The sequence below is a fragment of the Spirochaetota bacterium genome (genome assembly GCA_004297825.1).
GTDB lineage: Bacteria > Spirochaetota > UBA4802 > UBA4802 > UBA5368 > FW300-bin19.
The window spans coordinates 47,759-73,410 of sequence record SCSX01000063.1 but is presented as its reverse complement, the minus strand read 5'-3'; the positions used below and the strand labels follow the sequence as shown (position 1 = coordinate 73,410).

The 25,652-nt window shown below is 55.7% G+C and carries 24 protein-coding genes, 1 tRNA gene and 1 riboswitch; of the genes, 19 read left to right on the top strand and 6 right to left on the bottom strand.

Translation table 11 applies throughout. From position 1 onward, the window contains the following. Positions 1-48: 48 nt before the first annotated feature. Together EPN93_13085 and EPN93_13080 are read right to left on the bottom strand one after the other, a co-directional pair. Positions 49-1,233, bottom strand: coding sequence for an N-acetylmuramoyl-L-alanine amidase (locus EPN93_13085; protein TAL33961.1), 1,185 nt, complete (start codon positions 1,231-1,233; stop codon positions 49-51). Continuing rightward, positions 1,217-1,807: a CDP-alcohol phosphatidyltransferase family protein gene (locus EPN93_13080; protein TAL33960.1), complete on the bottom strand. Its 591-nt coding sequence runs from the start codon at positions 1,805-1,807 to the stop codon at positions 1,217-1,219. Before EPN93_13080 ends, EPN93_13085 begins: the two co-directional genes overlap by 17 nt. 239 nt (positions 1,808-2,046) lie before the next feature. On the opposite strand from EPN93_13080, the gene EPN93_13075 reads away from it, so the two are divergent. From EPN93_13075 to EPN93_13015, 13 genes are all read left to right on the top strand, one after another. After that, complete coding sequence (locus EPN93_13075; protein ID TAL33959.1) at positions 2,047-3,075, top strand: PASTA domain-containing protein; 1,029 nt, start codon at positions 2,047-2,049, stop codon at positions 3,073-3,075. Further along, entirely contained in the window at positions 3,062-3,751 is a 690-nt protein-coding gene (gene rpe, locus EPN93_13070; GenBank protein TAL33958.1) for a ribulose-phosphate 3-epimerase, read from the top strand. Before EPN93_13075 ends, rpe begins: the two co-directional genes overlap by 14 nt. A gap of 110 nt (positions 3,752-3,861) precedes the next feature. Then, positions 3,862-4,125 (top strand): 30S ribosomal protein S16, encoded by a 264-nt coding sequence (rpsP, locus tag EPN93_13065; GenBank protein TAL33957.1) that lies wholly within the window; start codon positions 3,862-3,864, stop codon positions 4,123-4,125. A gap of 18 nt (positions 4,126-4,143) precedes the next feature. Then, on the top strand, positions 4,144-4,380 hold the full coding sequence (locus tag EPN93_13060) for a KH domain-containing protein (GenBank protein ID TAL33956.1): 237 nt from the start codon (positions 4,144-4,146) through the stop codon (positions 4,378-4,380). Beyond that, a complete protein-coding gene (gene rimM / locus EPN93_13055) occupies positions 4,332-4,943 on the top strand; it encodes a 16S rRNA processing protein RimM (GenBank protein TAL33955.1) in 612 nt (203 codons plus the stop codon). The genes EPN93_13060 and rimM overlap by 49 nt, the downstream gene beginning before the upstream one ends. Further along, a complete protein-coding gene (trmD, locus tag EPN93_13050; GenBank protein ID TAL33954.1) occupies positions 4,927-5,655 on the top strand; it encodes a tRNA (guanosine(37)-N1)-methyltransferase TrmD in 729 nt (242 codons plus the stop codon). The genes rimM and trmD overlap by 17 nt, the downstream gene beginning before the upstream one ends. Continuing rightward, positions 5,652-6,086 carry a 50S ribosomal protein L19 gene (gene rplS, locus EPN93_13045; GenBank protein ID TAL33953.1) on the top strand — a complete coding sequence of 145 codons (435 nt, stop codon included), beginning with the start codon at positions 5,652-5,654 and terminating at the stop codon, positions 6,084-6,086. The genes trmD and rplS overlap by 4 nt, the downstream gene beginning before the upstream one ends. 4 nt (positions 6,087-6,090) lie before the next feature. Next, positions 6,091-6,765, top strand: a complete 675-nt coding sequence (locus tag EPN93_13040; protein TAL33952.1) for a ribonuclease HII — start codon at positions 6,091-6,093, stop codon at positions 6,763-6,765. After that, a complete protein-coding gene (locus tag EPN93_13035; GenBank protein ID TAL33951.1) occupies positions 6,755-7,858 on the top strand; it encodes a hypothetical protein in 1,104 nt (367 codons plus the stop codon). The genes EPN93_13040 and EPN93_13035 overlap by 11 nt, the downstream gene beginning before the upstream one ends. Further along, on the top strand, positions 7,855-8,151 hold the full coding sequence (locus tag EPN93_13030; protein TAL33950.1) for a hypothetical protein: 297 nt from the start codon (positions 7,855-7,857) through the stop codon (positions 8,149-8,151). Before EPN93_13035 ends, EPN93_13030 begins: the two co-directional genes overlap by 4 nt. Further along, the gene (locus tag EPN93_13025; protein ID TAL33949.1) at positions 8,144-9,328 is read left to right on the top strand and encodes an HD-GYP domain-containing protein; all 1,185 of its coding nucleotides are present in this window, start codon (positions 8,144-8,146) and stop codon (positions 9,326-9,328) included. Before EPN93_13030 ends, EPN93_13025 begins: the two co-directional genes overlap by 8 nt. Positions 9,329-9,337: 9 nt before the next feature. After that, complete coding sequence (locus EPN93_13020) at positions 9,338-9,697, top strand: YraN family protein (protein ID TAL33948.1); 360 nt, start codon at positions 9,338-9,340, stop codon at positions 9,695-9,697. A 334-nt stretch (positions 9,698-10,031) separates the two neighbouring features. Then, positions 10,032-11,138, top strand: a complete 1,107-nt coding sequence (locus EPN93_13015) for an AI-2E family transporter (protein TAL33947.1) — start codon at positions 10,032-10,034, stop codon at positions 11,136-11,138. Here the strand turns inward: EPN93_13015 and EPN93_13010 are convergent. Both EPN93_13010 and EPN93_13005 read right to left on the bottom strand, forming a co-directional pair. Continuing rightward, entirely contained in the window at positions 11,135-12,070 is a 936-nt protein-coding gene (locus EPN93_13010; GenBank protein TAL33946.1) for a diguanylate cyclase, read from the bottom strand. The genes EPN93_13015 and EPN93_13010 overlap by 4 nt on opposite strands. Further along, entirely contained in the window at positions 12,021-12,761 is a 741-nt protein-coding gene (locus tag EPN93_13005; GenBank protein ID TAL33945.1) for a DNA methylase, read from the bottom strand. The genes EPN93_13010 and EPN93_13005 overlap by 50 nt, the downstream gene beginning before the upstream one ends. Before the next feature lie 158 nt (positions 12,762-12,919). Then, positions 12,920-13,036, top strand: a riboswitch (molybdenum cofactor riboswitch). A gap of 203 nt (positions 13,037-13,239) precedes the next feature. Between EPN93_13005 and fdnG the strand changes: the two genes are divergently transcribed. Both fdnG and EPN93_12995 read left to right on the top strand, forming a co-directional pair. Next, positions 13,240-16,212, top strand: a complete 2,973-nt coding sequence (fdnG, locus tag EPN93_13000; protein ID TAL33944.1) for a formate dehydrogenase-N subunit alpha — start codon at positions 13,240-13,242, stop codon at positions 16,210-16,212. Positions 16,213-16,215: 3 nt separating this feature from the next. Beyond that, the gene (locus EPN93_12995) at positions 16,216-17,034 is read left to right on the top strand and encodes a 4Fe-4S dicluster domain-containing protein (GenBank protein TAL33943.1); all 819 of its coding nucleotides are present in this window, start codon (positions 16,216-16,218) and stop codon (positions 17,032-17,034) included. Positions 17,035-17,111: 77 nt separating this feature from the next. On the opposite strand, the gene EPN93_12990 is transcribed toward EPN93_12995, so the two are convergent. Next, the gene (locus tag EPN93_12990; protein ID TAL33942.1) at positions 17,112-17,540 is read right to left on the bottom strand and encodes a response regulator; all 429 of its coding nucleotides are present in this window, start codon (positions 17,538-17,540) and stop codon (positions 17,112-17,114) included. Between the two features lie 277 nt (positions 17,541-17,817). Here EPN93_12990 and EPN93_12985 point away from each other — a divergent pair, with 277 nt between their 5' ends. After that, complete coding sequence (locus EPN93_12985) at positions 17,818-18,264, top strand: hypothetical protein (protein TAL33941.1); 447 nt, start codon at positions 17,818-17,820, stop codon at positions 18,262-18,264. A gap of 74 nt (positions 18,265-18,338) precedes the next feature. After that, a complete protein-coding gene (locus tag EPN93_12980) occupies positions 18,339-20,651 on the top strand; it encodes a hypothetical protein (GenBank protein ID TAL33940.1) in 2,313 nt (770 codons plus the stop codon). A 13-nt stretch (positions 20,652-20,664) separates the two neighbouring features. Here the strand turns inward: EPN93_12980 and EPN93_12975 are convergent. Then, positions 20,665-20,737: transfer RNA gene (locus EPN93_12975), tRNA-Ala, on the bottom strand. A 130-nt stretch (positions 20,738-20,867) separates the two neighbouring features. On the opposite strand from EPN93_12975, the gene EPN93_12970 reads away from it, so the two are divergent. Together EPN93_12970 and EPN93_12965 are read left to right on the top strand one after the other, a co-directional pair. Then, positions 20,868-24,098 carry a PAS domain S-box protein gene (locus EPN93_12970; protein TAL33939.1) on the top strand — a complete coding sequence of 1,077 codons (3,231 nt, stop codon included), beginning with the start codon at positions 20,868-20,870 and terminating at the stop codon, positions 24,096-24,098. Positions 24,099-24,422: 324 nt separating this feature from the next. Then, positions 24,423-25,652, top strand: a complete 1,230-nt coding sequence (locus EPN93_12965) for a hydrolase (GenBank protein TAL33938.1) — start codon at positions 24,423-24,425, stop codon at positions 25,650-25,652.

The window sequence follows — 25,652 nt, the reverse complement described above, 5'->3', positions numbered from 1 at the left end:
GGCCCCAATCCCTGAGCACGCTACAATACCCAACCGGCGCCCCTGCTGTCATTTGTTTTTTGAACCCGAGTTGTATTTTTTTAGGAAGGCCGCCACGCCGTGGTACAGGGCCTCCGCCACGCGGTCCTGGTATGCGTCTTTCTGCAGACTTGCCCGCTCGGCGCTGTTCGTGATGAAGCCTATCTCCACCAGGATCGCCGGCATGAGCGAGCCCCTGAGCACGAAAAAGTCCGCCTTCCTGACACCCCGGGCCTTGTGATCGGTGAGGAGCCTGGCGAGCTCGGCCTGCATGGTTTCCGCGAGCATGCTCGATTCCTTCTGTATCTGGGTGGTGAGCATCATCGCCTCCATGTGTTCCGCGTCGTCGCGCCCGCTCCCGGGTTTTTTTTCCTCGAGGATCACCACGTTGTTTTCGAGCGCCGACGTCGCACGCGCCTCCTCGTTGGACGGATTCTGGGAGAGAAAGTAGGTCTCGTACCCGCTGATCCGGGGCGAGACGGAGGCGTTCACGTGGACGCTTACGAATATGCCGTTCTCCCCGTTCTTCAAATGGGAGTTTGCGATCTCGGTGCGCCTTCCCAGTTCCAGGAACGTGTCGCTTGATCGGGTGAGCACCACCCGTATCCCCTTGAAATTCGCACGCATGAGCTTCTCGAGCTTTCGGGTCACGGAAAGCGTAATGCCCTTCTCCTGCACCCCGCCCTTGCCGATCGCACCGGGGTCCCTCCCGCCGTGGCCGGGATCCAGGATGATGAAGGCGATGCGGTCGTTGTGCCGGTCCGGCGTCGTCCGCACCGGTACCCCGGATTCGTCGGCCTGCCTGCCGTTCTTTTCGGGCGGGAGGGCGCATTCAAGGCTGTTCCGGGTGCGCGTGCAGGTTCTCCCCGGGAAAAATGAAAGGATAATTTCCCGCGCGGCCTTTTCGGGAAGCAGGATCTCCCCTTCACGCCGGCGCACCGGGTAGGGGGAGCGCGAAAGGCGGCCGTCCACGAGAAGTATAGTCATTCCCGGCTGGAACACCGTGACGTGGGTGCCGCGGAAAAGTTTGCCGCGCTGCGTGACGAGGTCCAGGGACGCGTCCGACGCCGTCCCCGCGGAAAGCGCGTGCAGGGAAACGTAGTCCTTCCCGTCAATATTCAGGACGGGAATGGAGATATTATGTTCGGAAAAGAGGGAACGGGGCAGGAAAAGGATAATTATGAAGGCAGCGTAAACCTTACCGCTTTTTCTCAAAATAGACCTTCGAGTATGTTCTCCAGTATTCCAGCGTCGAGAGCACCAGGAAGAATAGGATCAGGAAGATGGAGATATGCCGCAGCGAAATGCCGAGTATCTCCACGTGCGTTTCCAGCACGTAAATGAGCCCCGAGAACCCGATCGACACCACCATCATTTTCCCGAACATGTTCGGGCGCCCCTGGATGTCTTTCCTGGTGAAGAGCAGTATGCCGCCGATCACGGAGTAGGCGTCGCGTGTCATGACCGCCAGGAGCACCCAAAGGGGGAATTCCTTGTAATAGCACACGAGCGCCCCCATGATGATCGCGGTAATCTTGTCCGCCAGGGGATCGATAAACTGGCCCAGCCGCGAAACCTGGTTCAGGGCGCGTGCGAGGAAGCCGTCCAGGAAATCGGTCGCTATGATGATGCAGATCAGCCCGAGCGAATAAAGCCGGTAGGTGACGTCGCCCGTCGCTTTTTCCATATGAAACATATACCCCACGAAGGGGGATAAGAGTATCCGCGAAATCGAAAGAAAGTTGGAAAGCGTGAATACCCTGCCGGAGAGCAGATCCTTTATTTGCATGTTCAGTTCTTATTGTGTGCGTTAAAGTGTGAATACTGTACCCGGTCGATCTCCCGAGTCAAGATAAATTCCGTCCGCAGGCAGGATCGCTTTTTGTGCACGGCAGGGGGGCCGATAATAATGCTTGACGAAACGTGCGCGCTTATCTTTGATACCCTCTATCGCTCGTTGCGGCCCTCCAGCATCAAACCCCGGCCGGGCGCGCGGCAAACTGCATTCACTCGGCGGACGGATACACGATGAAACTACGCAAGGACGGCTCGCAGGGAACTCCTCCGGAGGTTCGCTACACCTATTTCAAATCGGTGGGGCGCATGGCCCTCATATTTTTCGTGGGGTTCACCTTTTTCTTCTTTATATCATCGATTGTGCTGCTCTTCCTTACGCGGCCCGACAAGGAAGTCAAGGTGCCGGGTGTCGTGGGCAAGCAGTTCAACGAGGTATATAACAGCCTCATGCGCAAAGGGCTTAAGCCGGAGATCAAGTTCCGTGACATCTACGAGATCGACAACGGCACCGTCCTTGAGCAGGACCCCGAGGCGGGCGAGATCGTCTACGAAGGCCGCCGGGTCGTGCTCGTGGTGAGCCGCAGCAAGCTCATCCTGGATGTGCCCAACCTTGCCGGAATGGAGCTTCCCTTCGCGCTCAACAAGCTCAAGAATCTGCACATCCACGACCGAACGCTCACCATCGGGGCGGGCGTCATCTCGTACGTACCCTCCGACAAGACCGCGGACAACATCGTGATAGACCAGAGCCCCAAGCCCGGCGAAAAGATCATGCCCGACCGGCGCATCAACCTTCTCGTCTCGGCCGGCAGGACCGAGGGCGACATGAAGATGCCGGACGTCACCGGCCAGTCGGTGAACCTGTGTATCGACCTCCTTCTTTCGAAGGGGATGCAGATCGACCAGGAGGTCGTCGAAACCGGGCAGCCCGAAAAGAGCGGCATAATCGAGGCCCAGAATCCCGCGAAGGCCGCCGAAATCAAACGGGGCGATGTCGCGAAACTCAAGATCGCGCACTTCAAACGCAAGGAGCGCGAGTACAACGCATACGAGCGCGTCGAATTCACGGTTCCCCGCACTATCAAGACGGGGCTCCTGGAAGCGTACGTCGAGGACAACGCGACGAAGCGGATCGCGTTTTCGAAGGTGATGGAGCCGGGCCAGAAGATCGACTTCGTCTTTTTCCGGTCGGGGGACTCGCGGGTGAGCATCGTCCAGGACAAGAAAGTAATCAAGGTGATCAAGGTTGACGCGGATTGACCCAGGCAGGGGAGTGCTCATCTCCCCCTCGCTCATCGCCGCGGACCTCTCCGTGATGGGAGCCCTCGTGCGGGAATTCGATCCCGCCGTGGTCGACCTCCTCCATATCGACGTGATGGACGGGCATTTCGTTCCCAACCTGACGTTCGGTCCCGCGTATATCAGGGACCTCGCCGGGCACTCCGGGATTCCGCTGGACGTACACCTCATGATAACCGACCCCGAGGCGAGCATAGAGCGCTACCTTGAGCTCAAGCCCTGGTGCGTGACCATACATTACGAAAGTACCAGGTTTCCCGCGCGGCTGTTGCAAGTGATCCGCGCCGCCGGCGTTCGTGCGGGACTCGCGCTCAATCCGGCCACCCCGGTGGAATCGGCGTATGACCTCTGTGAATATGCCGACCTGGTGCTCGTCATGTCCGTCGACCCCGGGTTTTTCGGCCAAAAATTCATGGGCGGCGCCATCGGGCGCATTAAGAGGCTTGCCGCGCACCTCGCGGGTATAGGCCGGGGCGCAGATACACTAATCCAGGTTGACGGCGGGATATCCCAGGATAATATACGGGAAGTGGTCTCGGCGGGCGCGCGATGCATAGTCGCCGGCAGCGCGGCCTTTACGGGCGGCAGGGTGAACGAAAACGTCACCAGGCTGAAAGAGCGCGCTATTTCCGGATAAATAACCCGAATTGCCCCAAGACGGCATTAATACCGGCGTGTCGTATTTTGTATTGACAAAAACAGGGCCGGAGAAATAATCATCCCCTAATTATGTGAGGAGGTAGCATCGTGTCGGTTAAGATTCGTTTGCAGAGGGTTGGTACCAAGAAGAAGCCCTTCTATAAAGTCGTGGTGATGGACGAGAGACAACGCAGGGACGGCAGCACCATTGAAAACGTGGGGCAGTATCAACCTATATCCGCGGGAAACCAGTTTACGGTGAATGAAGAGCGCGTGATCGACTGGCTCAGGAAAGGGGCCCAACCGACAGCTACCATAGAGCGACTTCTCAAGAAGACAGGGGTGTGGAAAAAGTATAAAAGCGCGCAATAATACCCCCGGGAGGCGGCTATGAATTACAAGGACCTGGTCGAATATTTGGTGAAGTCGCTGGTTGACCATCCCGAGGAGGTTCACATCAGGGAAGTGGAAGGTGAGAAATCGACCATCCTTGAGCTCAAGGTGACGAAAGAGGACATTGGGAAGGTGATAGGCAAGCACGGCCGCATCGCCAGGGCGATAAGAACGATAATCAACGCATCTGCAACAAAATCCGGGAAGCGCGTGGTGCTGGAAATTCTCGATTGAGCGGGAAAGAGCTTTTAAGAATAGGAAGAATTATCGGCGCTCACGGCCTTCAGGGACGGCTTAAAATATTAATGCTGTCCGACATCCCGGAGCGTTTTGAAAAGGGAAACACCGTATATCTGGGAAACGAACCTGCCTGCAGGGAATTCACGATAAGCGGATTCCACGTCTCGGGGGGAAGGGAATGTCTCCTCACCCTGGAGGGACTCGAAGACCGCGACGACGCGCTCTCGCTGAAGGGACAAACGATATACATCGAAAGGAAGACAGCCGAGGAGACTCGGCGGTTCCTCGAAGACGGTTCGTTTTATTATTTCGACCTTATCGGCTGTGAAGTTTTCCGGGATGGCGTTCCGTTCGGCGTAGTTAAGGATATTTTCGAAGCTGGGGCGGGGGAGATCCTTATCATAGAGGACAAAAAGGGCATGGAGATATTCATACCCTTTGTGGACGATATCGTGGATACAGCAGCCATTGCCCGGAAGCGGATCGATATCCATCCCATCGAGGGGATGATCGAGAACGCGAACGACGGCACCACGATGGATGGGAACGACGGGTAGGGATGTGGCGGTGATCAGGATCCTCACGCTGTTTCCCGAATTTTTCCGAAGCCCGCTTGAAACGGGCCTTCTGGGACGTGCGATCGGAGATGGAATACTCGGCGTCGAGGTCGTCAACCTCCGGGCCTATTCCGAGGACCGGTTTGGTCGATGTGACGATTATCCGTTTGGCGGCGGAAGCGGCATGGTGCTTAAGCCCGAACCGCTGTTCAAGGCACTTGGGGCCATCACCACGCAGCGGACCCGGGTTATCCTCACAACCCCGGGCGGCCGGGTTCTCAACCAGGAGCTCGTAAAAGAGCTTGCACGGGAAGAAGACCTGTGCATAATATGCGGGCGCTATGAAGGGGTGGACCAGCGTGTGGTCGAGCGATTCGTCCGCGACGAGATTTCAGTGGGCGATTACGTGCTTTCAGGCGGAGAGTATGCCGCGATGGTGATCCTCGATTGTGTCGCCCGATACGTTCCCGGGTTCATGTCGAACGAGGAATCGCTTCAGGAGGAGAGTTTCGAAAACGGCCTGCTGGAGTATCCGCAGTACACGCGGCCGGCGGAATTCGAGGGACTCAAGGTTCCCGATATTCTTCTCTCCGGCGATCATGGCAGGATCCGGAAGTGGAGACTGGAACAGAGCATAGAGAAGACCCGGGTCGCGCGGCCGGATTTGTTTACACGGTATATCGAAGGGAGAAAAGAAGGAGAAAAGCCATGAATATAATCGAAGCGGTAGAAAAAGACATCATGCCCGTAAACCGGACCATGAATTTCGAGATCGGCGACACGGTCAAGGTTCACTATAAGATCATCGAGGGCAACAGGGAGCGCGTCCAGGTTTTCGAGGGGACCGTTATCGCCATCGACAACAAGGGCATGAAAAAAACCTTCACGGTTCGCCGGGTATCGTACGATGTCGGCGTCGAGCGCGTCTTCCCGCTGTTTTCCACCCGTATCGCGAAAATCGAGGTGATGAGAAAGGGCAAGATCCGCCGCGCCAAGCTTTACTTCCTCAGGGAGCGTACCGGCAAATCCGCGAAGCTTCGTGAAAAGAAATCCAAGCCGTCGGTAAAAACCTTCGTCCCGGTGACGCACGAAACCCCGGCGCCCGACGAGTCGGCGGCCCCGGAATCGGGAAGCGAACAATAGGAATGTGCGATCCTCGCGCACTTGTGAAAAGCCGTCTTTCGAGATAGAACATGAACTGCTCCGGCAGGGATGCCGGCTGATCGCCGGCATCGACGAGGCGGGCAGGGGAGCCCTGGCGGGTCCCTTGTGCGTGGGACTCGTGGTATTCGACTGCAGCCTTTTCCATGACATCCCACCGGAACTTTCCGCGATTAACGATTCCAAGAAACTGACTCCCCGTGCCCGCCGTGCGTTACGAGACGTGATCCGTCGACACGCGTACGCGCAGCGGACCATAATGATTTCTCCCTCCCTTGTGGACAGCCTTAACGTGAACGGGGCCACGGAACGCGCCCTGGATCGCCTCTTGAAAAAACTCGATCCCATGCCGGATGCCGTCATCATGGACGGAAATTTTCGGTTCTCGCCCGGTGTTCGATTCATCCCCGTCATCAGGGGCGATTCCCGCTCGATTTCAATCGCCGCGGCTTCCATTGCGGCGAAGGTGGACCGCGATCTGGTGATGGAGAAATATGATTTGCGTTATCCCGGGTACCTGTTAAGGAAGAACAAGGGATATGGCACCCCCGATCACATGGATGCGCTGGGCGCCCGTGGGCCGTCCCCAATACATAGAAGGAGTTTTGAGCCGGTAAAAAGCATGCTTCACCCGCCGGCCTTCATATCTGATGAAAATTGATACTCCTGTAATCTTCCTGAAGACCGACAAGCCGCTCCGGGAAAGTCTGGCGCACCTGCGCCCCGGCGCGACCGTAGATGCCCAGATCCTCGAACGGTACGGACCGACGAGGGCCCTGATTGCGTTTAAAGGACGCTCATTAATAGCGGAGTTCACCGGGGGTGTCCCCAGGGAGGGCAGCCTTGTGCTGGTGCTTGAACGGCGGGAAGGTGAGCGAATGTATTTCAGATTCCCGCATGGCGGGAAATCGCAAGGTGGCATGAATGCCATTGCGGCCAACCTGCTCCTCGATCCTTCCGGGCCGGGGAAAGCGGAAATTCTTCCCATGCTGGGCCTGTTGAAACAGGCAGGTACCGGAATTTTTGCGTTTAATGCGGCTATCCTGGGACTGGGGGGTCGGCGTGAGGGACAGGGTTCCGGGCTGCCGGGTCTGCTTTCCCGTATGAGGAAATTGGGAATAAAACGGGAATTTATTAATTTTTTTTCTTCACTTTTTGCCGTCCATGATGGTAGTTTAATAATTTATGCGGAAACATTTTTAGCCCAATTGTATCGAAAATCGGGTAGAAATGTTCCCGGGCATGCTTCCCAACCGACGGATCGGGGGGAAGAAGGTCCGTTTGAGGCTGAAATAAAGAACTTTACGCTGGAAATCGAGGAGGTTTTCCAAGCGCATAGCGGAATGGGTACCGATTTGCTGGGCGATCTTGTGAGCGCCTTGAGCGGACGCTTTGTTAGGGTCGGCGAGGACTGCTTCTATAGAGAGCTCCCTCTTCTTGATGACAATACCCCTCCGGTACGCGTTCTCGTAAAAGGAAGCTCCCTGGCGCTCTCAATGGATCTTACGGGGGCCGGGCATATCGAGGTGATAATGCGCGAAACGGGACACGATATTATCGCACGCGTGTTTTGTGAAAGCGATGCGGTGAGGCAAATATTCGAGAAGCATAGGGACGCGTTATCCGACTCGCTGGGATCGGTTGCGGGTAAGCGGCCCCTTGTCAGTTTCCTTCTTGTGGCCGATGCGCGAAGGGACCTGGAGGCATACCGGTCGAACCTGGAGCAGATGGCTTCGCTGGATGTGAAGGCATGAAAGAGGTGATTAAAAAAGCCGCCGCGCTTGGGTACGATCCGGAACATGGATTTCCAGAGGTCATCGCGGCCGCGAGGGGCCGTCTCGCGGAAAGCCTTATGGCGTTGGCGGAAAAACACGGGGTGGTGATCCGCAGGGACCCAGACCTGGCTGAGGTGCTTTCGGTGTTGAAGCCGGGTACACCGGTACCGGAATCCCTGTTCAAGGCGGTTGCCGAGGTCCTGGCGTATTGTTACCGGGTAAACGAAGAATTCAGGGAAAAAATCGGGGGACGGAAATTCAGGCATGACTGAGATGAAGAAGATCCTGGTCGAGGAGCTTAGACCCGGAATGAGGTTCGATAAGCCCGTATATATCGACAGCAGCAATATGCTGGTGGGAGCAAACGTTTCCATAAAGGAAAGCGACATCAAGCGCCTCATGAAATGGGGAATATCTGAAATCGAAACCGCGGGAAACGTGGTCGCAGACGCAGCCCCGGGCGCGACCATCCGGAACGAGGTCACCATCTCGCTCGACGCGAAAAAAATCGTCGACGATTACAGCAGCCTCCTTCTTAAACGCAAGCGCCTGCTCGAATTGCACCGCGACGCGAGCAGGGTAGTAAGTGATGTCTACAGCGCCATAAAAAGCGATGAAGTCTTCCCGCTCGATTCGATTGACACGACGATACGCACTATCATGAAAATGCTCGAGGAAGACCAGAATGTGTTTCTCTTTCTCGCGGGCCTGGAAGAAGGCAAGAACTACCTGGTTACCCACTCGGTGAATGTGACCTTTTACTCGCTTCTAATAGGCCGGGCCCTGAAATATACGCCCGATAAGCTGAAAGAGCTGGCAATGGGAACCATGCTTATCGATACGGGCATGGTGAAAATGCCCGCGTATATCGCATACAAGCAATCCAACCTCAGCGATCACGAATTCAACCTGATCAAGACGCATCCGCTGCACGGCTACCGGTTGCTCAAGCAGCTTGGTAAGATGAAGGAAAAGAGCGCCCTGGTAAGCCTGCAGCACCACGAACAGTTCGACGGCAAGGGATACCCGCGAGGGCTCAAGGGAAACCAGATCGACGAATACGCCCGTATATCGGCCATAGCCGATTCCTACGAGGCGCAGATATCCAGCAGGAGCTATCGCGGCAAACACTCTTCATATCACGCGATGCGCAACCTGCTTTCGAGCGGTGTAAACAAATTCGACCCGGTGATCCTGCGTGTATTCGTGTCGCTCATGTCGGTTTATCCGATAGGATCGATAGTCGAGTTGAATGACGGCAGTGTGGGCCTGGTTATAGGGTCCGTGAATAAAAAGCCGCTGCGACCGCTCGTCAAGCTCATCTTCGACGCCGAGCGGCGGAGAATTAACGACCTCATCATCAAAAACCTGCTCGACGACTCAACCCTCTATATAGCCAAGGTGCTTGACGACAAGGAGGCCGGCGTCAACCTCATGGACGTACTCTAACCCAGGGCCATGGGTGCACACAACAGGGAGGTAGGGAACGCCGGGGAGGATGCGGCGTTCGAGCTCATCCAGTCGCGCGGCTTCACAACCCTCGAACGCAACTACCGATCGGGGCGGCTGGGTGAAATAGACATCATCGCGACCAGGGACAACCTGCTGGTATTCTTCGAGGTTAAAAGCCGCAATTCCACACAATTCGGAGGCCCTCTTTACTCGATCAGCCGCCGGAAAAAAAACACCCTCAAGCTCATCGCCAACCAGTATTTATGCTCACACCCCGGCCTCTATTCCGCCGATATTGAATGCAGATTCGACATGATTTCCATCCTTGACGGCCAGGCGGAATGGATCGAAGACATATTCCGCTGAACCGACATCCGGTGGATAAATCGCTTATTTTTTCCCCTTAACGTGCCGAATATACTAATAAGGCCGCGAGTCCTGTTCATGGAGGAGCAGGATGGCCTTAAGCAGAGGGGTGTTCTTATGAAGCGTCTCATGAACAAGGATGAGCGTGAGATAAAACAGGGTAAGATTAGAGGAGATCCCCGGAAGATCGACGAATACCGGAAAAGAATCTCGGACGACGAATATCTGGATCATGCTATCAGTAAGATAGCGACCGATTTATCTCATTATCTCACGAAGTAATTTTATCAAAGACCGGCATGGGGGCGACCCCGTGCCGGTCGAATTTCAACCCATGGTAAAGAAAGATTCATATCTTCTCATCCAGCGCAACAAGCGGTTAAAGCTTCTCTTCCTTGCGCTTTTCGTCTCCGTGATCATAGGCCTCGCGTTCATTTTCCGCTATTACTTCTGGCCTTTCCTTTTCGCATTCGTCCTTTACGTTTCCCTGAAGCCGATACATGACGCGATGCTTCGCGTGCTGAAGAAATCCTGGCTCAGTTCTTCCCTGCTCATTGTGCTCCTTTTTGTAGTCGTGATGGTACCCGCGTTCCTGCTGCTGTTCACCCTTGCCAACCAGAGCTTTGAATTTTACCAATATATCCAGAAACAATTCGATCCGAAAATATTCGACGATTTTCTTCATAAAAGCGAGATCATGAAAACCGCCTATGCGTTTCTCAATATCACCGAAGGGGAGCTGGTGAAAAAAACCGCGGAGGTGCTGCAAAGCGCGTCCCTGGCCCTCTTTTCAAACCTCACGGACGTGCTGAGTTTTTCGATACGCTTTACGGTAAATTTCTTTTTCATGTTCCTCATTCTCTATTTTCTCTTCACCGAGGGGAAACGCTTTGGAGCCCTGTTTTACAAGCTGATGCCGTTTCCAAGCGATATTGAAAAAAGCGTCGTGAGCCGGCTCAAGGAAGTCATAAAGGTATTAATGGTGGGCAACATGCTCATCATGGTGCTGCAGGGAATTCTGCTCGGGGTCGGATTCGGTGTCGCCGGGCTCGCCGCCCCCCTGCTATGGGGAAGCATCGCCGCGATTCTCTCTCTTATACCGGTAGTGGGAACCTCGATAATCTGGATGCCGGCAGCGGCCGCCCTGGTAATTTCCGGGAACGTGTTCTGGGGGGTGTTTGTGGGGACCTGGTGCTTCTCGGGATACATGCTCCTTGAAAACCTGCTGAAACCAAAACTCCTGGGAGACAAGCTGGCGTTTCATCCGCTGATATTCTTCTTCCTCCTCCTTGGAAGCATCCAGGCGTTCAACCTGCCCGGTGTGATCGTGGGCCCGCTTCTGCTTACGCTTTTTTATTCATTCTGGGAGATTTACCGCGTCTTGGAGGATTACGACCGCTCATGCGTAGAAGGCGCCGGGCCCGGCACTGAAAAGTGCTAGCATTTTTTCTGCGCGTCTTCGCCGTAGAGGGTATACCTGTTTTTCCCCGCCCGTTTGCTCACGTAGAGCGCCACGTCCGCGTTATGTATCAGGTCGGCCGCTTCATGCCCGTTCGCGGGATATACCGCCACGCCTATCGATACCGTGACCGGGTACGTCACGTTTTTAAAATGGTGAGCGAAGATCGTCTCCTGAATGCGCTTTGCCACCGCGACCGCCTTGTCCGCGTCGGTCTCCGGCAGTATCACCCCGAATTCCTCGCCGCCGTACCGGGCCACCGTGTCGTGACTCCTGCACGCCTTGAGAATCGACGAGGAGATGACCTGCAGCACCAGGTCGCCGGTCTGATGGCCGAAATTGTCGTTCACGAGCTTGAAATCGTCGATGTCGATGAGTATGATCGAGAGGTTGTGGGTTTTTCTCCTCGCGTGCAGGACCATGCGCTGGACCTGTTCCTGGAAATACTTGTGGTTGAATAGTCCCGTGAGGCTGTCGGTGAGGGACATCTTGAAATAAAGATCGCGCTCCCTTGCGGCTTTGATGAGCTCCTTCCGCTCTATCGCCTTTTGAATGACGATCTCCAGGTGGTCGCTGTTGATGGGTTTCGTGATATAATCAAGGGCGCCGGCCTTCATGAAGGAAACCGCGGATTCGATCGACCCGAAACCGGTAATGAGAACGACGTCTATGCTGCTGCTGTGTTCCTTGATCGTCTCGAGGACCGCCATCCCGTCCATCCCGGGCAACAGCATGTCCGTGATGACGATATCGTATTCGGTCTCCAGGATTTTTGCGATCCCTTCTTCGCCCGACTTTGCGGTGTCGATGCTGTAACCTTTACGCTCGAGGAGTCGCTTTATAAGCTTTCGGACGCTCGGCTCGTCATCTATTACGATGATTCTTCCTTTGGGGCTGGTGTCCGGCTGAAGCATTCCGCTGTTTCTCCTTCCTCATGATAAACAGGTAATTAAAGCCCCGCAAGTAGAAATTCCCTTCCTCGGCGGCCTTGTGGAAGTTACCCATTTTCAGGGATTTGTTGTGACGCATCACGGAGACGATATCAACGGGAACGAATAAGCGGGACATCATCTCGAACAAGTGAAAGCCTATCGGAACAAAACCGTGCTTTTTATTGAAGTAATCGCACACATAAAGCGCCATGAACCTGTCCGGACGCAGCACACGCCACATCTCGTGGATGACCATTTCCATGGCATCGAAATAGTCCCCGGAAGTCGCGCTTAAGCGCCCTATACATTCCGGGCAGTCCGAATACTCGATATTATCGCCGTAAGGGGGGTCCACGAACACGAAATCCGCCCTCCCGTCCGCAACGGGGAGCGAGCGGGCGTCGGCGCGCTCAATGTCGTCCCGGATGGGGTTGATATCGAATCCCTGCCCGATCCTGCCCGTATCCCCGCAGACGTCCAGGGTCGTGCCGCTCCCGCACATGGGATCGATGACCAGGTTGCCCTCCCTGGTGTATCGTTTAAGGAGATTCCAAATAATGTACGAGGGGGTGGCCCCGATATAATCCTGGCTGCCCTGCGTACCTTTTCCGTAGTTCTGGGACGGATAGTCCCAGAACGTGGTAGTTTGTATCCTGAGAGGCGGTTTAGGCATGATAAAGGTTCTGGATACCTGATTTTAGTCTGAAAGGGGTTATTCAATAATTTCATAGGCTCCCTGACGGCATTTGTAAAGATATTTTTTATATGATACGATTGGCGACCCGGAAAAATGCAAAAAATTCATTGACAGATAGGGGCCCCATCCTAAAACAAAATGAACCTCTTCGAGTCACTGTTCCTAAAGCGCAAGCCATGGAGCAGGACCGCAGGCAGCGAGAGAAATCGACCTGCCTCCCAATCTTGTAAAGAAGGGTAACCCCCCGGGTCGATCATCCGAGGGTATCGGGATTTGTCGCGCGGGCTTCCAAAGCACGGCGGGGCCGGTTCGGTAATAACTCTGCTTTCATGATTGGGGATTTCAATGCACCACGTTACACCTGTTTCGCTATCCTTCAATCAGCCTTTTAATGTGTTATTTTTAGCAAATTATTGCATAACTATGTCTGTTAAATAATGGCAGGAGGATTCATATGCCCATCTCCAGACGTGATTTCCTAAAGCTCTCGGGCGTAACGGCTGCCGGTGCCTTCCTGGGCGGCGTATCGTTCCTTAGCGGATGCAAGTCCGTCCCGAATAAAATGCAGGGTGCCAGGGAAAGCACCACAATCTGCCCTTATTGCGGGGTAGGGTGCGGCCTGATCGTTTCAACGAGAAACGGCAAGATCGTCAATATCGAAGGCGATCCGGACCATCCAATCAACCAGGGCTCGCTCTGCTCGAAGGGAAGCGCACTGTACCAGGTAGGCGTCAACCAGAGACGTCTGGACAAGGTGCTGTATCGGAAACCCTTTGGCGATAAATGGGAGGAGCTCTCCTGGAAGGACGCCGCGAAGATGATCGCGCAAAAGGTCAAGGCGACACGCGACGCCTCTTTCGTTGAAAAGGCCGGCGGAGTCACGGTGAACAGAACCCCTGCCATCGCGAGCCTGGGCGGCGCGGCACTCGATAACGAGGAATGCTACGCGCTCAGCAAGTTCATGAGGCTCCTGGGGGTGACCTACCTGGAACACCAGGCTCGAATTTGACACAGCGCTACTGTCGCCGGTCTGGCGGCATCTTTCGGTCGCGGTGCAATGACGAACCATTGGATCGACATCAAGAACGCGGACGTTATCCTTTTAATGGGATCCAACGCCGCGGAAAACCATCCCATCTCCTTTAAATGGGTTCTCAAGGCTAAGGAGGAGCGCGGTGCGAAGCTTGTTGTCGTCGATCCCCGCTTTACCAAATCGGCCTCGCTTGCGGACCTCTACGCTCCGCTGCGTCCCGGTTCGGACCTTGCGTTCCTGAACGGGGTGATCAATTACGCGCTTCAGAATGATAAAATCCAGAAGGAATACGTTCTGGAATACACCAACGCATCGTATCTTGTAAACCCGGCCTACGCGTTTAACGACGGGCTGTTCAGCGGTTATGACGCCGGCGGAAGGAAATACGACACGAAGAGCTGGCAGTATCAGGTCGACGACAAGGGGGTGCCCAAGCAGGACAAGACGCTCAAGGATCCCCAGTGCGTATACCAGCTCATGAAAAAGCATTACGAGCGGTATACCCCTGAAAAGGTCGAGCTCGCGACCGGGTGCTCTAAGGATACCTTTCTCAAGGTAGCCGATATATTCTGCTCCACCCATAAGCCAGACAAGGTCGCCACGATCATGTACGCCATGGGAACCACGCAGCACACGGTGGGAACCCAGAACGTGCGGGCCTATGCGATCATGCAGACGCTCATGGGAAATATGGGGCTTGCCGGCGGCGGCATCAATGCGCTGCGCGGGGAATCGAACGTACAGGGTTCCACGGACTACGGGCTGCTTTTCCACCTGATCACGGGATATATGCCGTGCCCGAGCGAAAAGGCGCACCCCACGCTGGAGGCATATAACAAGACCACGCCCAAGACCAACGATCCCATGAGCATCAACTGGTGGGCGAACAGGCCCAAGTACCTCGTGAGCATGCTCAAGGCGTTCTATGGCGACGCGGCGACAAAGGAAAACGATTTCTGCTACGACTGGCTTCCCAAGTTCGCGAAACCTACGCCCTACATTATCGTGTTTGACGACATGTATAAGGGGCTGCTGAAGGGTGCGTTCTACATGGGGACCAATCCCGTCGTAGGCGGTCCCGATGCGAACCGGATCGCGAAGGCGATGGAAAACCTGGACTGGCTCGTCGCCGTCGACCTCTGGGAAACCGATTCCTCAATTTTCTGGAAACGGGAAGGCGTCAACAGCAAACAGGTCAAGACCGAGGTATTCCTGCTCCCGGCCGCTTCGTCGGTCGAGAAGGAAGGAAGCGTGTCCAATTCGGGCAGGTGGGCCCAGTGGCGCTACAAGGCCGTCAAAGCCCCGGGTGAGGCCAAGAGCGATCTTGACATTCTCGACATGATTCTGAAAGAGCTCCAGGCGATGTACAAAAAAGACGGCGGGAAGTTCCCGGATCCCATAGTCAAGGCGAACTGGAACTATACCGAGCCGGGCGAGCATGAGCCCTCACCGCACCTCGTCGCCAAGGAGATCAACGGGTTCGAGACGAAATCGCGCAAACAGATGGTCACGTTCATGGACCTCAAGGACGATGGCTCCACGACCTGCGGAAACTGGCTCTATTGCGGTTCCTACACCGAGTCGGGGAACATGATGGCGCGCAGGGGCGCAAAGGATGCCTCCAACAAGATCGGGATGTTTCCCGAATGGTCCTGGTGCTGGCCCCTCAACCGCCGCATCATCTACAACAGGGCCGCGGTGAAGCGCGACGGAACCCCGTGGGACGAAAACCGCTGGGTCGTCAAATGGACCGGCAGCAAGTGGAAGGGCGATATCGTCGACGGCGGTCCCGCTCTGGGCCCCGACAAGAAAAACCCCTTCATCATGAATCCCGAGGGCGTGGCGAAGCTTTTCGCTCCCACGGGACTCAATGACGGGCCTTTTACCGAACACTATGAGCCCTGGGAGAGCCCGACTACGAATATCTTCAATTCGCAGGCGCTCAATCCCGCCGCGGTGAAGCTCGATTCGATCGCCGCGGAATTTGGCGACCCGGGGCGGTTCCCCTATGTAGGCACGTCTTACCGCGTGGTGGAACACTGGCAGGCGGGCGCGATGACGCGCAACTTGCCCTGGTTGAACGAGCTTGTTCCCGACATGTTCTGCGAGATAAGCCCAAGCCTCGCGGCAGCGAAGGGCATCAAGAACGGGGACAAGGTTCGCATCCTCAACGCGCGCGGAAGCATATCGGCGTACGCGCTGGTCACCGAACGGGTACAGCCCCTCAAGGTGAACGGCAAGAACGTGGAAATGGTCGGAATGATCTGGCATTTCGGGCAGGGGTGTGCGTCAACGGGCGACAGCTGTAATCAGCTGACCCCCAATATCGGCGACGCCAATACCATGATCCCGGAATTCAAGGCGTTCCTGGTAGATATCAAGAAGGAGGCCTAAGCCATGTCAGAAAGATCATTTTTGGTAGATACCACCAAGTGTTCCGGGTGCAGGGCCTGCCAGGTCGCATGCAAGCAGTGGAACAACCTTCCCGCGGAAAACACGGAGTTTTTCGCGGGACCGGAGTACACCAATCCCAAGGAGCTTACGGCGATCACGTTCAACCATGTGAAGTTCTTCCCCATAGACCGCTCGAATCCCGAGAAACCTATTTGGATGATCATGCACAAGAAATGCTATCACTGCGAGATCCCCAACTGCCTGAACGTATGTCCCGAAAAGGCCATATCGAAGAGGGACGGATGGGTCGTGATTGACCAGGCGAAGTGCATCGGCTGCGGCGCATGCGAGAACGAGTGCATCTACAAGGTCCCGCACGTTCTGGAAAAGGACCTGAGCAAATACGGGACCGAGGAGCCCCTGGTCCGATACAAGTCCTTCAAGTGCCATGCCTGCACCGTCAATGCGCGGGAGATCCCGGCGTGCGCGTTCCACTGTCCGACCGGGGCGCTCACCATTGACTCGAGGCAGAAGGTGCTCCAGAAGGCCGATAAGCGCCTTGCCGCGGTGAAGAAGGATTTTCCCAACGCGAGCATTTACGGCAAGGAGGAGTTCGGGGGACTGAAGGTCATCACGATCCTCAAGGACAAGCCCGAGAAATACAGTCTTCCGGTCAATGTGAAGCCCATCGACATGGCGAAGGCCGAGGCGATTCGCGATATGTACCGCGTGGCGTCAATGTTTACCATGGGCTTTCCCATGTTGAAAAGGACCGCGTACAGGGTTTCGAAAAGGATCGTCACCAAGGACTTTGGCGCTTAATATATCCGATTCGACAGCATGAATTCAAGGGGAGCGGCGCCGCAAGGCGCCGCTCTTTTACACGCAGGCCCGGACGTTTACTTGACTTTGGAGAGGCGCAGTATTACGGCATCGCGATCGAACGGTTTTTTGATAAAACCGTTGATTCCCAGGCTCGCGAGCTCTTTGACCATTTCCGTCTCGCTGTGAGAAGTGACCATTACGATCCGGCAATCCGGCAGCAGGGGACGAATCTGCTTGACGAGCGTGATGCCGTCCATGACGGGCATTTCTATGTCGATGAACATGAAATCCGGTTTAAGATTCTTATTCCGGATTATCATCTCGGCAGTGGCGCCGTTTTCGATTTCCATTATTACGTTGAACTGGACCGACATGAGAATCTGTTTGAGTATCTGCCTGGTCATTTTAGAGTCGTCGACGATTATAGCCTCATACGAGGTTCCCCTTCGCGGATTGATCCCCGCCGGCGGGCTCTTGTATATATTGGCAGGTTCCTCGCTCATGTAGCCCTCCCTTTAAGTTAACCTATCTGCACCAAATATAGTGCATCCTATGAAAATACGCAACGAAAATGTCTCATGGATTTTTGGCGGCCGAAACATCGTATCGGCGAATGCCAATGCCGCTGATAAAGCCTCCCCGCAGGGCGAGTGTACTAAATCCGTGTAAATGTACGATGCGCGATGACGGAAAAGATTATTTGACAAATACTAAAAGCTCCCCATAGGGTGATAGCATCATGTGTGGCGTCATAATGACTATCCAGGAGAACACTTCGCGATGAGAAAGACGATTTTAGCTGCAATGGCCGCCGCGGTATTAGTGAGCGCGGGGTGCGCAACCCTGTTCAAGGACAAGATATCGGTGCTTGACGCCGTAGCCAAAAAAGAGGAAATGGACAGGGCCGATAACATCGCGAAAAAGGCGCTTATTATAAAAGAGCTGGGGGACAAGAGGGTGGTGGTCGCCGACGCGGTGGTGAAGGACATAATTCCCTCCGGTAATATTGATTATGAATTCTCGGTCCTGGTGAGCATCGAGGCGGGCGGAGCCCAGGTGGAGTGTTATATTCACACCCAGGACGTCGCTTCCGTCGCCGGGCTCATAAAAGGAAAGACGCGCATCAAGGCTGTCGGGGATTTCGGCCGGTTCTTCACCATGCTCGATAATAAGAACATAAAAATGGAGATCATAAACGCGGATATCGAGGTACTCGGGGATAAATAAGCCGTGCGCGGCGGATCGGTCAATCGAGGCCGGGACGGCGCACCCGATGTCATGATCTAAAAGGGCCCGGTGACATGACCAATAGAAAAAAGATCATACTCATTTCTTCCGGCTCCGCGCTGGCGCTCGTGATCGCGGCCGGAATCGTTTTCAGCCTCATCCTCCGGCGGACGGTATCCTATGACGGGGAATACGCGGCGGCGGTGACCGCGGGCGCGTCAATTTCGAGGGACGACTTCGGAGTCCCCACGGTACGCGCATCCGGCTGGGAGGACGCGTATTTCTGTCTTGGCTACCTTCACGCCCAGGACAGGCTGCTCCTGATAGAGTATTGCAGGGCGGCCGCGCGCGGCCGCCTCGCCGAGCTTATGGGAGAGGACGGGTTCATGATCGACAAGGTCTCCCGGGTGATGGGGTTCTCCCGCTCGGCGGGTGAAATCCTCGAAACGCTCAAGCAGCCCCATCGCGCCCGCATGGAAGCTTACGTGCGCGGTATCAATTTCCTGAAAAACAACAAGTTCAGGGAACTGATCGGCATATCGGACGTCCCGGGTGACGACTGGACGGCGGCGGATGTCATCGCGGTGCTTCTGCTGAGCGAATGGGGAAACGCGTTCACCAATAACAGGGAGCTCACCTTCGTGTTCCCGGATGAATTAAAGATACATCCCCTCAAGGACATGATCCCGGAAGAGCTTCTCTACTGGTATACCCCGGCCGAACAGAAGAACGTGCAGGCCCTCCTGGAAATCAACGGAATAATTTCGGACCGGATTATCCCGGCGTCGCGCGGTTTTGCGGCGTTCGTGGCCGCGAGCCGCACCGGGGATGGAGCCTCCAGGCTCATCATGAATCTTGACAATCCCATGCACCTGTTTCCCCTCTGGTACCCGGTGCGCATTATCATCAACGAAAAGAAAATCGACGGGTTCACGAGCGCGGGACTGCCATTCATATGGCACGGGGCCAACGGGGATTTTCTCTTCGCAAGTTTTCACCTGGCGGCAGACAGCCAGGACTTTTATATCGAAGAGACCGCAGCGGCGGACAACCGGCAGCAGTACCGATACCAGGGCGCCTGGAAGGACTTCATCGCGCGGAAGGAAACCCTTCAGGCGGGGCGAAGCCGGAGATCGTCCGTGGAATTCGAATTCAGGGCTACCGAACGCGGACCAGTGATAAGCGACGTGTTCCAGGGCGCAGTGAAGACCGATGTGATTAGCATCCGGTGCATCACGCCCGATGAAAGCTATATCGCTTCTCTGTTCGAGATGCCGCTTGCACAGGACCTGGAGGCGGCGCGGGGACTGGTAACGGGGGTGAACTCCGCGCCCAGGGTGCACCTGTTCGTGGCGGGAAAAACGGCTCGAAAAGTCTATTCCGGGAGAATTCCGCAGCGGAACGTTGCGGGCATGGTGTTCAGGTCGGATGCGCGTCCCGGCTGGAACGCGGCCGCCGATCTCTCGGCGTATGCGCGCAATGACGATGGGGCAATGCTCGTGGCGGGGGATTCAATGATCGAGGACGCGCCGCCCGAGCTTGCCGAGGCGATGCTCGGCAGGGACGGTTCCAGGCTGGGCCGGATACGCGAGATGCTCGACCGGAAGTCCAATATCGAGGATCGGTACCTTTACGAAACGCTTTTTGACATTACTTCACCGCACGCGCGCAAGATACTTTCTTCCTTCCTGCAGCTTCTCGAAAAAATGCCGATTACCTCCGCGCGCCTGTGCAGGATTTATTTTAACGACTGGGACCTGCGCGCGTCGACCGATTCGGTGCCCGCGACACTTTTTCAAACCCTGCTCCTGCGGGTTATCCGCGACACCGCGGGCGATGAATTCAAGGGAGATCATTTGAAGACGATCCTGGCGCGCCACAATCTCTACTTTGACAGGTTCGTTGAGATGTTCGTCGCGGACAAATCCCTCCTTTTCGACGATGCGACCACGTCCGAACGCAACGAATCGCGCGATATGCTTTTCGACCGCGCATTTCTTCGCGCCATGCGCGGTCTGAACGTGATCGAGGGGCCGGAGATGGAAAAATGGAATTGGGGCACGCTTCACAAGGGCCGCTTCCAGCTGCCGCTCGTGCGCGGAGATTCTTTCTTCGCGCGCAGGTTGTACCGCAGCGAGCGCGTGATGGTGCCGGGGGCCCATTCAACGATAAACCTCGGGGGCTTCAGTGATGCGGAAAAATTCGAAGCGGACATGGTCACGTCCGTCTCGGCGGTCATAAAGACGGACGGTTCCCTGATTGCGCCGCTTTATGGATATTCTACTAACCCGTTCTCGGATTATTTCGATCTGTACGTGGAAGACAGGGTGTTTCGACCGATGGATGCAACGCCGTCTCACGTAGTGAGCCTGGAGCCGGCATATTGAAAGGTGGTTGATGTGGAGCTGAACGGAATCGAACCGTCGACCTCTTGAGTGCGATTCAAGCGCTCTCCCAACTGAGCTACAGCCCCGCCTTGTAAGCCCATAGTAGCACCTTCCCCTTCAGCGTCAACCAAAATTCCCGGAACGCACGGATGCGGTTTTTCATTGACAGGCCCGGCGGGGACGGTTTTACTAGCGACCGCGGGTATATGGTGGGGAATGCGGAACTTTCTGCGCGGAACAGGCCTTGGAGTATTTTTAGTGATAGCTGCATGGGGGTACCCGGAACCGGTATACCCGGCCGACCCGCTTACGCTGGATGCCGGCTTTTCGACCGCAAGGCTGGATTCGCACATCGAATACTACAAGGATGCACCCCATTCCCTCTCCATCGAACAGGCGTCGACGCATGCCTTTAGCGCTAATTTTTCCCCCACCCCTTTCGGCCGGCCGGCCTTCGGTTACACCAGGGACGCGGTGTGGATCCGGTTCTCCATTGAAAATAGTACGCCCGCCCCGGCGGAGATATTTATCGAACATGAATACCCCCTTATCGACTCCCTGGATTTTTATATTCCATCCCCGCACGGATACTCCGCGGTCAGGCGGGGCGACCACCTGCCGTTCTCGAACAGGGACCTGAACTACCGGAACCAGGTATTCAGGCTGAGCGTTCCGCCGGGCGTAAGCACGTATTACCTGTGCATGCAGTCCCGGGGGTCAATCTCCGCGTCAATGGTCGCCTGGGCGCCGGAAAAATTCGAATCGATGCGGCGGTACGAGCTGCCCCTTCTCGGGGTTTATTACGGAATCATGCTCGCGCTTGCGTTCTATCACCTTTTCATTTTCGTGACGATGAAAGAGAAGAGCTATGCCTACCTGTTGTTCTTCATCCTGTCTCTTGCAATCGTATCGCTCGTGCACAGCGGGCTCGCCTCACAGTACCTCTGGCCGGATTCCCCGCGCTGGAGCAATATCAGTCACCCGCTGTTTTCGTTTTTAACGATACTCTTCGGGCTGCAGTTCACCTGTGCCTTCCTCAATGTATCGGAACATTCGCCCCGCATCTATCGCGTTTGCCTGATCTGGGCGCATATCCTGTTGGGTATCTCCGTTTCGTCGCTGTGGGTCGATTATTACTACATGACCCAGCTTTCGGCAATTGTCGCGGGGATCACCGTCGCGATGATGACGCTCCTGGGTGTGCGCAGCCTCATGCTCAAAATGCGGGAGGCCTATTTTTACGTGCTCGCCTGGTTGAGTTTCATACTGGGTATCCTGCTGCTTGTTTTGAAGTCCTACGCGCTTGTGCCCGAGATGTTCCTGACCACCTGGGGATACCAGGTGGGGTCGTCCATCACCATGCTCCTCTTCTCGTTCGGGATCGCCGACAAGATGAACACCTACCGCGCTGAAAAAATGAAGGCGCTCCGTCGGCTCCGGGAATCCGAGGAGAGGTATCGCCTGCTCGTGGAAAACGCCCACGACGGGATAATGCTGCTCATGGGCGTGAAACCGGTCTACGCCAACGCGTCGCTGGTTCGCATGCTCGGATATGATGAGCGTGAATTCAGCCGGCTTACGCTTGCCGACCTTCTCCCGGAAACGCCCAAGGGACGGGAGATGGTGTTCTCGTATTATAACAACAGGCTCGCGGGGCTGGAGGCGCCGTCGCAGTACGAGGCGCAGATGCTCACGAAGAGAAACGAAATCATCGACGTGATCATCGCTGCCTCCCGGATCACCATTGATGAAGGCGTGGGCGCAATCTCGATTATAACCAATATTTCACAGATGAAGCGCGCGGAGGACACGATCCTGATGCAGTTCCGGGAAATTCAGGTCCAGTATGGCAGGCTTGAAGCCTTGAACAAGCGGCTTCTCTCCGCCCACAATGAGCTTCTCGCGATGAATGAGAACCTGACGCGCGAGAAGGAGAGAATAGCGGCCACGCTTCGCGCGATCGGCGATGCCGTGATAACCATTGACATCGAGGGGGGCGTGCTCCTGATGAACCCTTCGGCTGAGAGGCTCACCGGGCACACCGTCGAAGAAGCCGGCGCGAAAAATTTAGCCGACCTTTTTTCGCTTCAAGATCTGAAATCCGGGCAGGAGCTTGCCGGGTTGTTTGGCCGCGTGGGGGCCGGGGCGCTCCAGGATCTCGCGGATCTGCCGATAGTGATGACCGCCCCGGACGGCCGCGAACGTATCGTCGAGGTGAGCGGCGCGCCGGTCGCCGGCAGCGGGGACCGCCCGGGAGGAACCGTCATCGCGATACGGGACATCACCGAGAAGATCAAGCTCGAAAAGGAACTCATCAAGATGAGCAAGATAGAGTCGCTCGGCGTGCTTGCGGGCGGGATCGCGCATGATTTCAACAACCTGCTTACCGCGATAATAGGGAACCTGGGCCTGGCGAAACTCACGATCAGGGACAACCCGGATTTCCATGGATTCATGGAGAAGATCGAGCAGGCCTGCCTGCGCGCGGCCAATCTTACCAGGCAACTGCTCACCTTCTCAAAGGGCGGGGCACCGGTCAAGAAAACCGCGTCGATCGGCGAGCTCCTGAGGGAAAGCGCGGAATTCATCCTTACCGGCTCGCCGGTCAGGTGCGAGTTCGATTTTGAAAACGGGCTCTGGCCCGTGGACATTGATATCGACCAGGTAAGCCAGGTGCTCAATAACATACTGATAAACGCGATGCAGGCCATGCCGGGCGGGGGCACCATCTCCGTTCGCGCACACAACCTGGGTGAAGTTTTCGGGCTGCCCCTGAAACAAGGGAGATATGTGCGGATATCCATCAGGGACAATGGCGTCGGCATTCCGAGAAAATTCCTGGGACGGATATTCGACCCCTATTTCACCACCAAGGAGCATGGAAGCGGACTGGGACTTGCGAGCAGTTATTCGATAATTAAGCGGCATGGCGGTTATATCGACGTCGAGTCGGAAGAACGCCGGGGCACCGCGTTTCATATTTACCTGCATGCGTCGGACGGAGAGGAGCGGAATCACCGGCGCAGCGATGCCCCGGCCGAGAAGCGCAACGGCCGCGTTCTCGTAATGGACGATGAGAAGGCGGTGAGAGACGTGGCGATCAACATGCTCTCATATTTCGGCTACAGGGTGGACGGGGCACGTGACGGCGCCGAGGCGGCCGCTATGTACGCGGATGCGATGGAGGGAGGGGATCCGTACCATGCGGTTATCATGGACCTCGTCGTGCCCGGGGGAATAGGGGGAGTTGAATGCCTGGCCAGGATACGTGAACTGGACCCCGCGGCCTTCATCATCGTTTCCAGCGGCTATTCGAACGATCCGGTAATGGCCGGTTACAAGGGTTACGGATTCGACGGCGTCATGATGAAACCCTATGTTCTTCAGGATGCGATCAGCTTGCTCGACGAGGCGACCGGGCGTACGGAGAAACCGATACCGGATTGAAACCGGGCCAGAGGCGGAACAAGTATTTCCAACCACGCGGCACGGGCATGACCGGCACGCGTCGGGCCGTTCCCCCCGCGAAAAATAGTTCCTTCAACAGAGGATCGATACCGATACAATAATAAAGCCGGCTCACTGCCACGGAACCGGGAGCATGCCCGTGGTCGCTGTATCCGGGGGGAGCATTTTTACTTGACGTTGAGATTTTGTTCTAATAGTATAAATAGGCTGTTCAAAATGTGATGTTTACGCCATTCCAGGCGCTCCCGTGCAGGCTTTGAACGGGACTAAGGGGATTGTGCGGCATATACGGAAGGTTTGCCGATGAAAGAGTGGGGAATTCAGGGAGCTGTCATTCTTACCCCCGAGGAAGAACTGAAGGGGAGCTCCGTGGAGATAAAAGATTCCAGGATCGAGCGGGTATCCAGGGAAAAGCCGCGGCCTTCACTGGCGATCACCGCCGAGGATGCGGTTTTAACCCCCGGGCTTATAAATTCTCATGATCATCTTCTTGGTACTTACTATCCAAAGGTCGGATTCGGCCCCTATGAAAACTGGCTTCCCTGGGACAATGATTTAAAAAGCGCGCCGGTGTACCAGGAGCGCCAGCAGATCGAAAACAGGGACCTCTACCTGCTGGGCGCATACCGCAACCTCGTATCGGCCGTCACCACCGTATCGGACCATATACCTCACTTCGTGAACGAGCCTTACCTTGACATACTGCCCACGAAGGCCATAAGGAACTATTCGCTTTCCCACTCCATCGCGTCCTTCGCGCTCGCATGGGGCGGTGAGATAGACGTCGAGTACCGGAAGGCGCTCAAGGAAGACATCCCCTTCATCACCCACATCGCGGAAGGCTTCGACGCCGAGACGAAGCAGGATCTGAAGACCCTGGACCGCAAAGGGGGGCTTGGGGACCACTCTGTTCTGGTTCATGGAATCGCTTTCAATGAGGAAGACATAAAGGTCATAAAACAACGGGGCGCATCGGTCGTGTGGTGCGCCGATTCCAATGTTTTCATGTTCAACACGACCGCGAACGTGAAAAGAATGCTGGATGTCGGGGTGAACGTGTGTATCGGCACCGATTCCCCCATGTCGGGTGGAGAAAATATCCTTTACGAGATGAAATTCGATCGGACCTATTTCAAGAAAACATACGGAAAGGATCTTCCCGAAGAAACGATCGTCCGCATGGTCACCGCGAATCCGGCAAAGGCTTTTTACCTGAAAAAAAACGGCCACGTCAAATCCGGCAACGTTGCGGATCTCGCGCTGTTCAGAAATACCAGGAAGAACGCGTATGATTCGGTAGTCTCGGCGGGGCTTAAGGATGTTCTGCTCGTGGTGATCGACGGCAGGCCCGTGTACGGGGACGCCCGTTATGCATACCTCTTCGATGCGCTCAAGGTGACCTACCAGCATATCGTGATGGACGGCGAGGAAAAGATCATTATCGGCGATCTCGTAGGGATGCTCAGGCGCATTTCGAAGGCGGTGGGCTTTAAGAAAGAATTTCCCTTTATGCCGGTCGAATTCCGGGTATAA

Coding starts and splice junctions, on each gene's coding strand:
- EPN93_13080 (TAL33960.1), bottom strand. CDS start 1,807: ATGCAAATAAAGGATCTGCTCTCCGGCAGGGTATTCACGCTTTCCAAC.
- EPN93_13075 (TAL33959.1), top strand. CDS start 2,047: ATGAAACTACGCAAGGACGGCTCGCAGGGAACTCCTCCGGAGGTTCGC.
- EPN93_13060 (TAL33956.1), top strand. CDS start 4,144: ATGAATTACAAGGACCTGGTCGAATATTTGGTGAAGTCGCTGGTTGAC.
- trmD (TAL33954.1), top strand. CDS start 4,927: ATGGGAACGACGGGTAGGGATGTGGCGGTGATCAGGATCCTCACGCTG.
- rplS (TAL33953.1), top strand. CDS start 5,652: ATGAATATAATCGAAGCGGTAGAAAAAGACATCATGCCCGTAAACCGG.
- EPN93_13035 (TAL33951.1), top strand. CDS start 6,755: ATGAAAATTGATACTCCTGTAATCTTCCTGAAGACCGACAAGCCGCTC.
- EPN93_13030 (TAL33950.1), top strand. CDS start 7,855: ATGAAAGAGGTGATTAAAAAAGCCGCCGCGCTTGGGTACGATCCGGAA.
- EPN93_13025 (TAL33949.1), top strand. CDS start 8,144: ATGACTGAGATGAAGAAGATCCTGGTCGAGGAGCTTAGACCCGGAATG.
- EPN93_13020 (TAL33948.1), top strand. CDS start 9,338: ATGGGTGCACACAACAGGGAGGTAGGGAACGCCGGGGAGGATGCGGCG.
- EPN93_13015 (TAL33947.1), top strand. CDS start 10,032: ATGGTAAAGAAAGATTCATATCTTCTCATCCAGCGCAACAAGCGGTTA.
- EPN93_13010 (TAL33946.1), bottom strand. CDS start 12,070: ATGCTTCAGCCGGACACCAGCCCCAAAGGAAGAATCATCGTAATAGAT.
- EPN93_13005 (TAL33945.1), bottom strand. CDS start 12,761: ATGCCTAAACCGCCTCTCAGGATACAAACTACCACGTTCTGGGACTAT.
- EPN93_12995 (TAL33943.1), top strand. CDS start 16,216: ATGTCAGAAAGATCATTTTTGGTAGATACCACCAAGTGTTCCGGGTGC.
- EPN93_12990 (TAL33942.1), bottom strand. CDS start 17,540: ATGAGCGAGGAACCTGCCAATATATACAAGAGCCCGCCGGCGGGGATC.
- EPN93_12985 (TAL33941.1), top strand. CDS start 17,818: ATGAGAAAGACGATTTTAGCTGCAATGGCCGCCGCGGTATTAGTGAGC.
- EPN93_12980 (TAL33940.1), top strand. CDS start 18,339: ATGACCAATAGAAAAAAGATCATACTCATTTCTTCCGGCTCCGCGCTG.
- EPN93_12970 (TAL33939.1), top strand. CDS start 20,868: ATGCGGAACTTTCTGCGCGGAACAGGCCTTGGAGTATTTTTAGTGATA.
- EPN93_12965 (TAL33938.1), top strand. CDS start 24,423: ATGAAAGAGTGGGGAATTCAGGGAGCTGTCATTCTTACCCCCGAGGAA.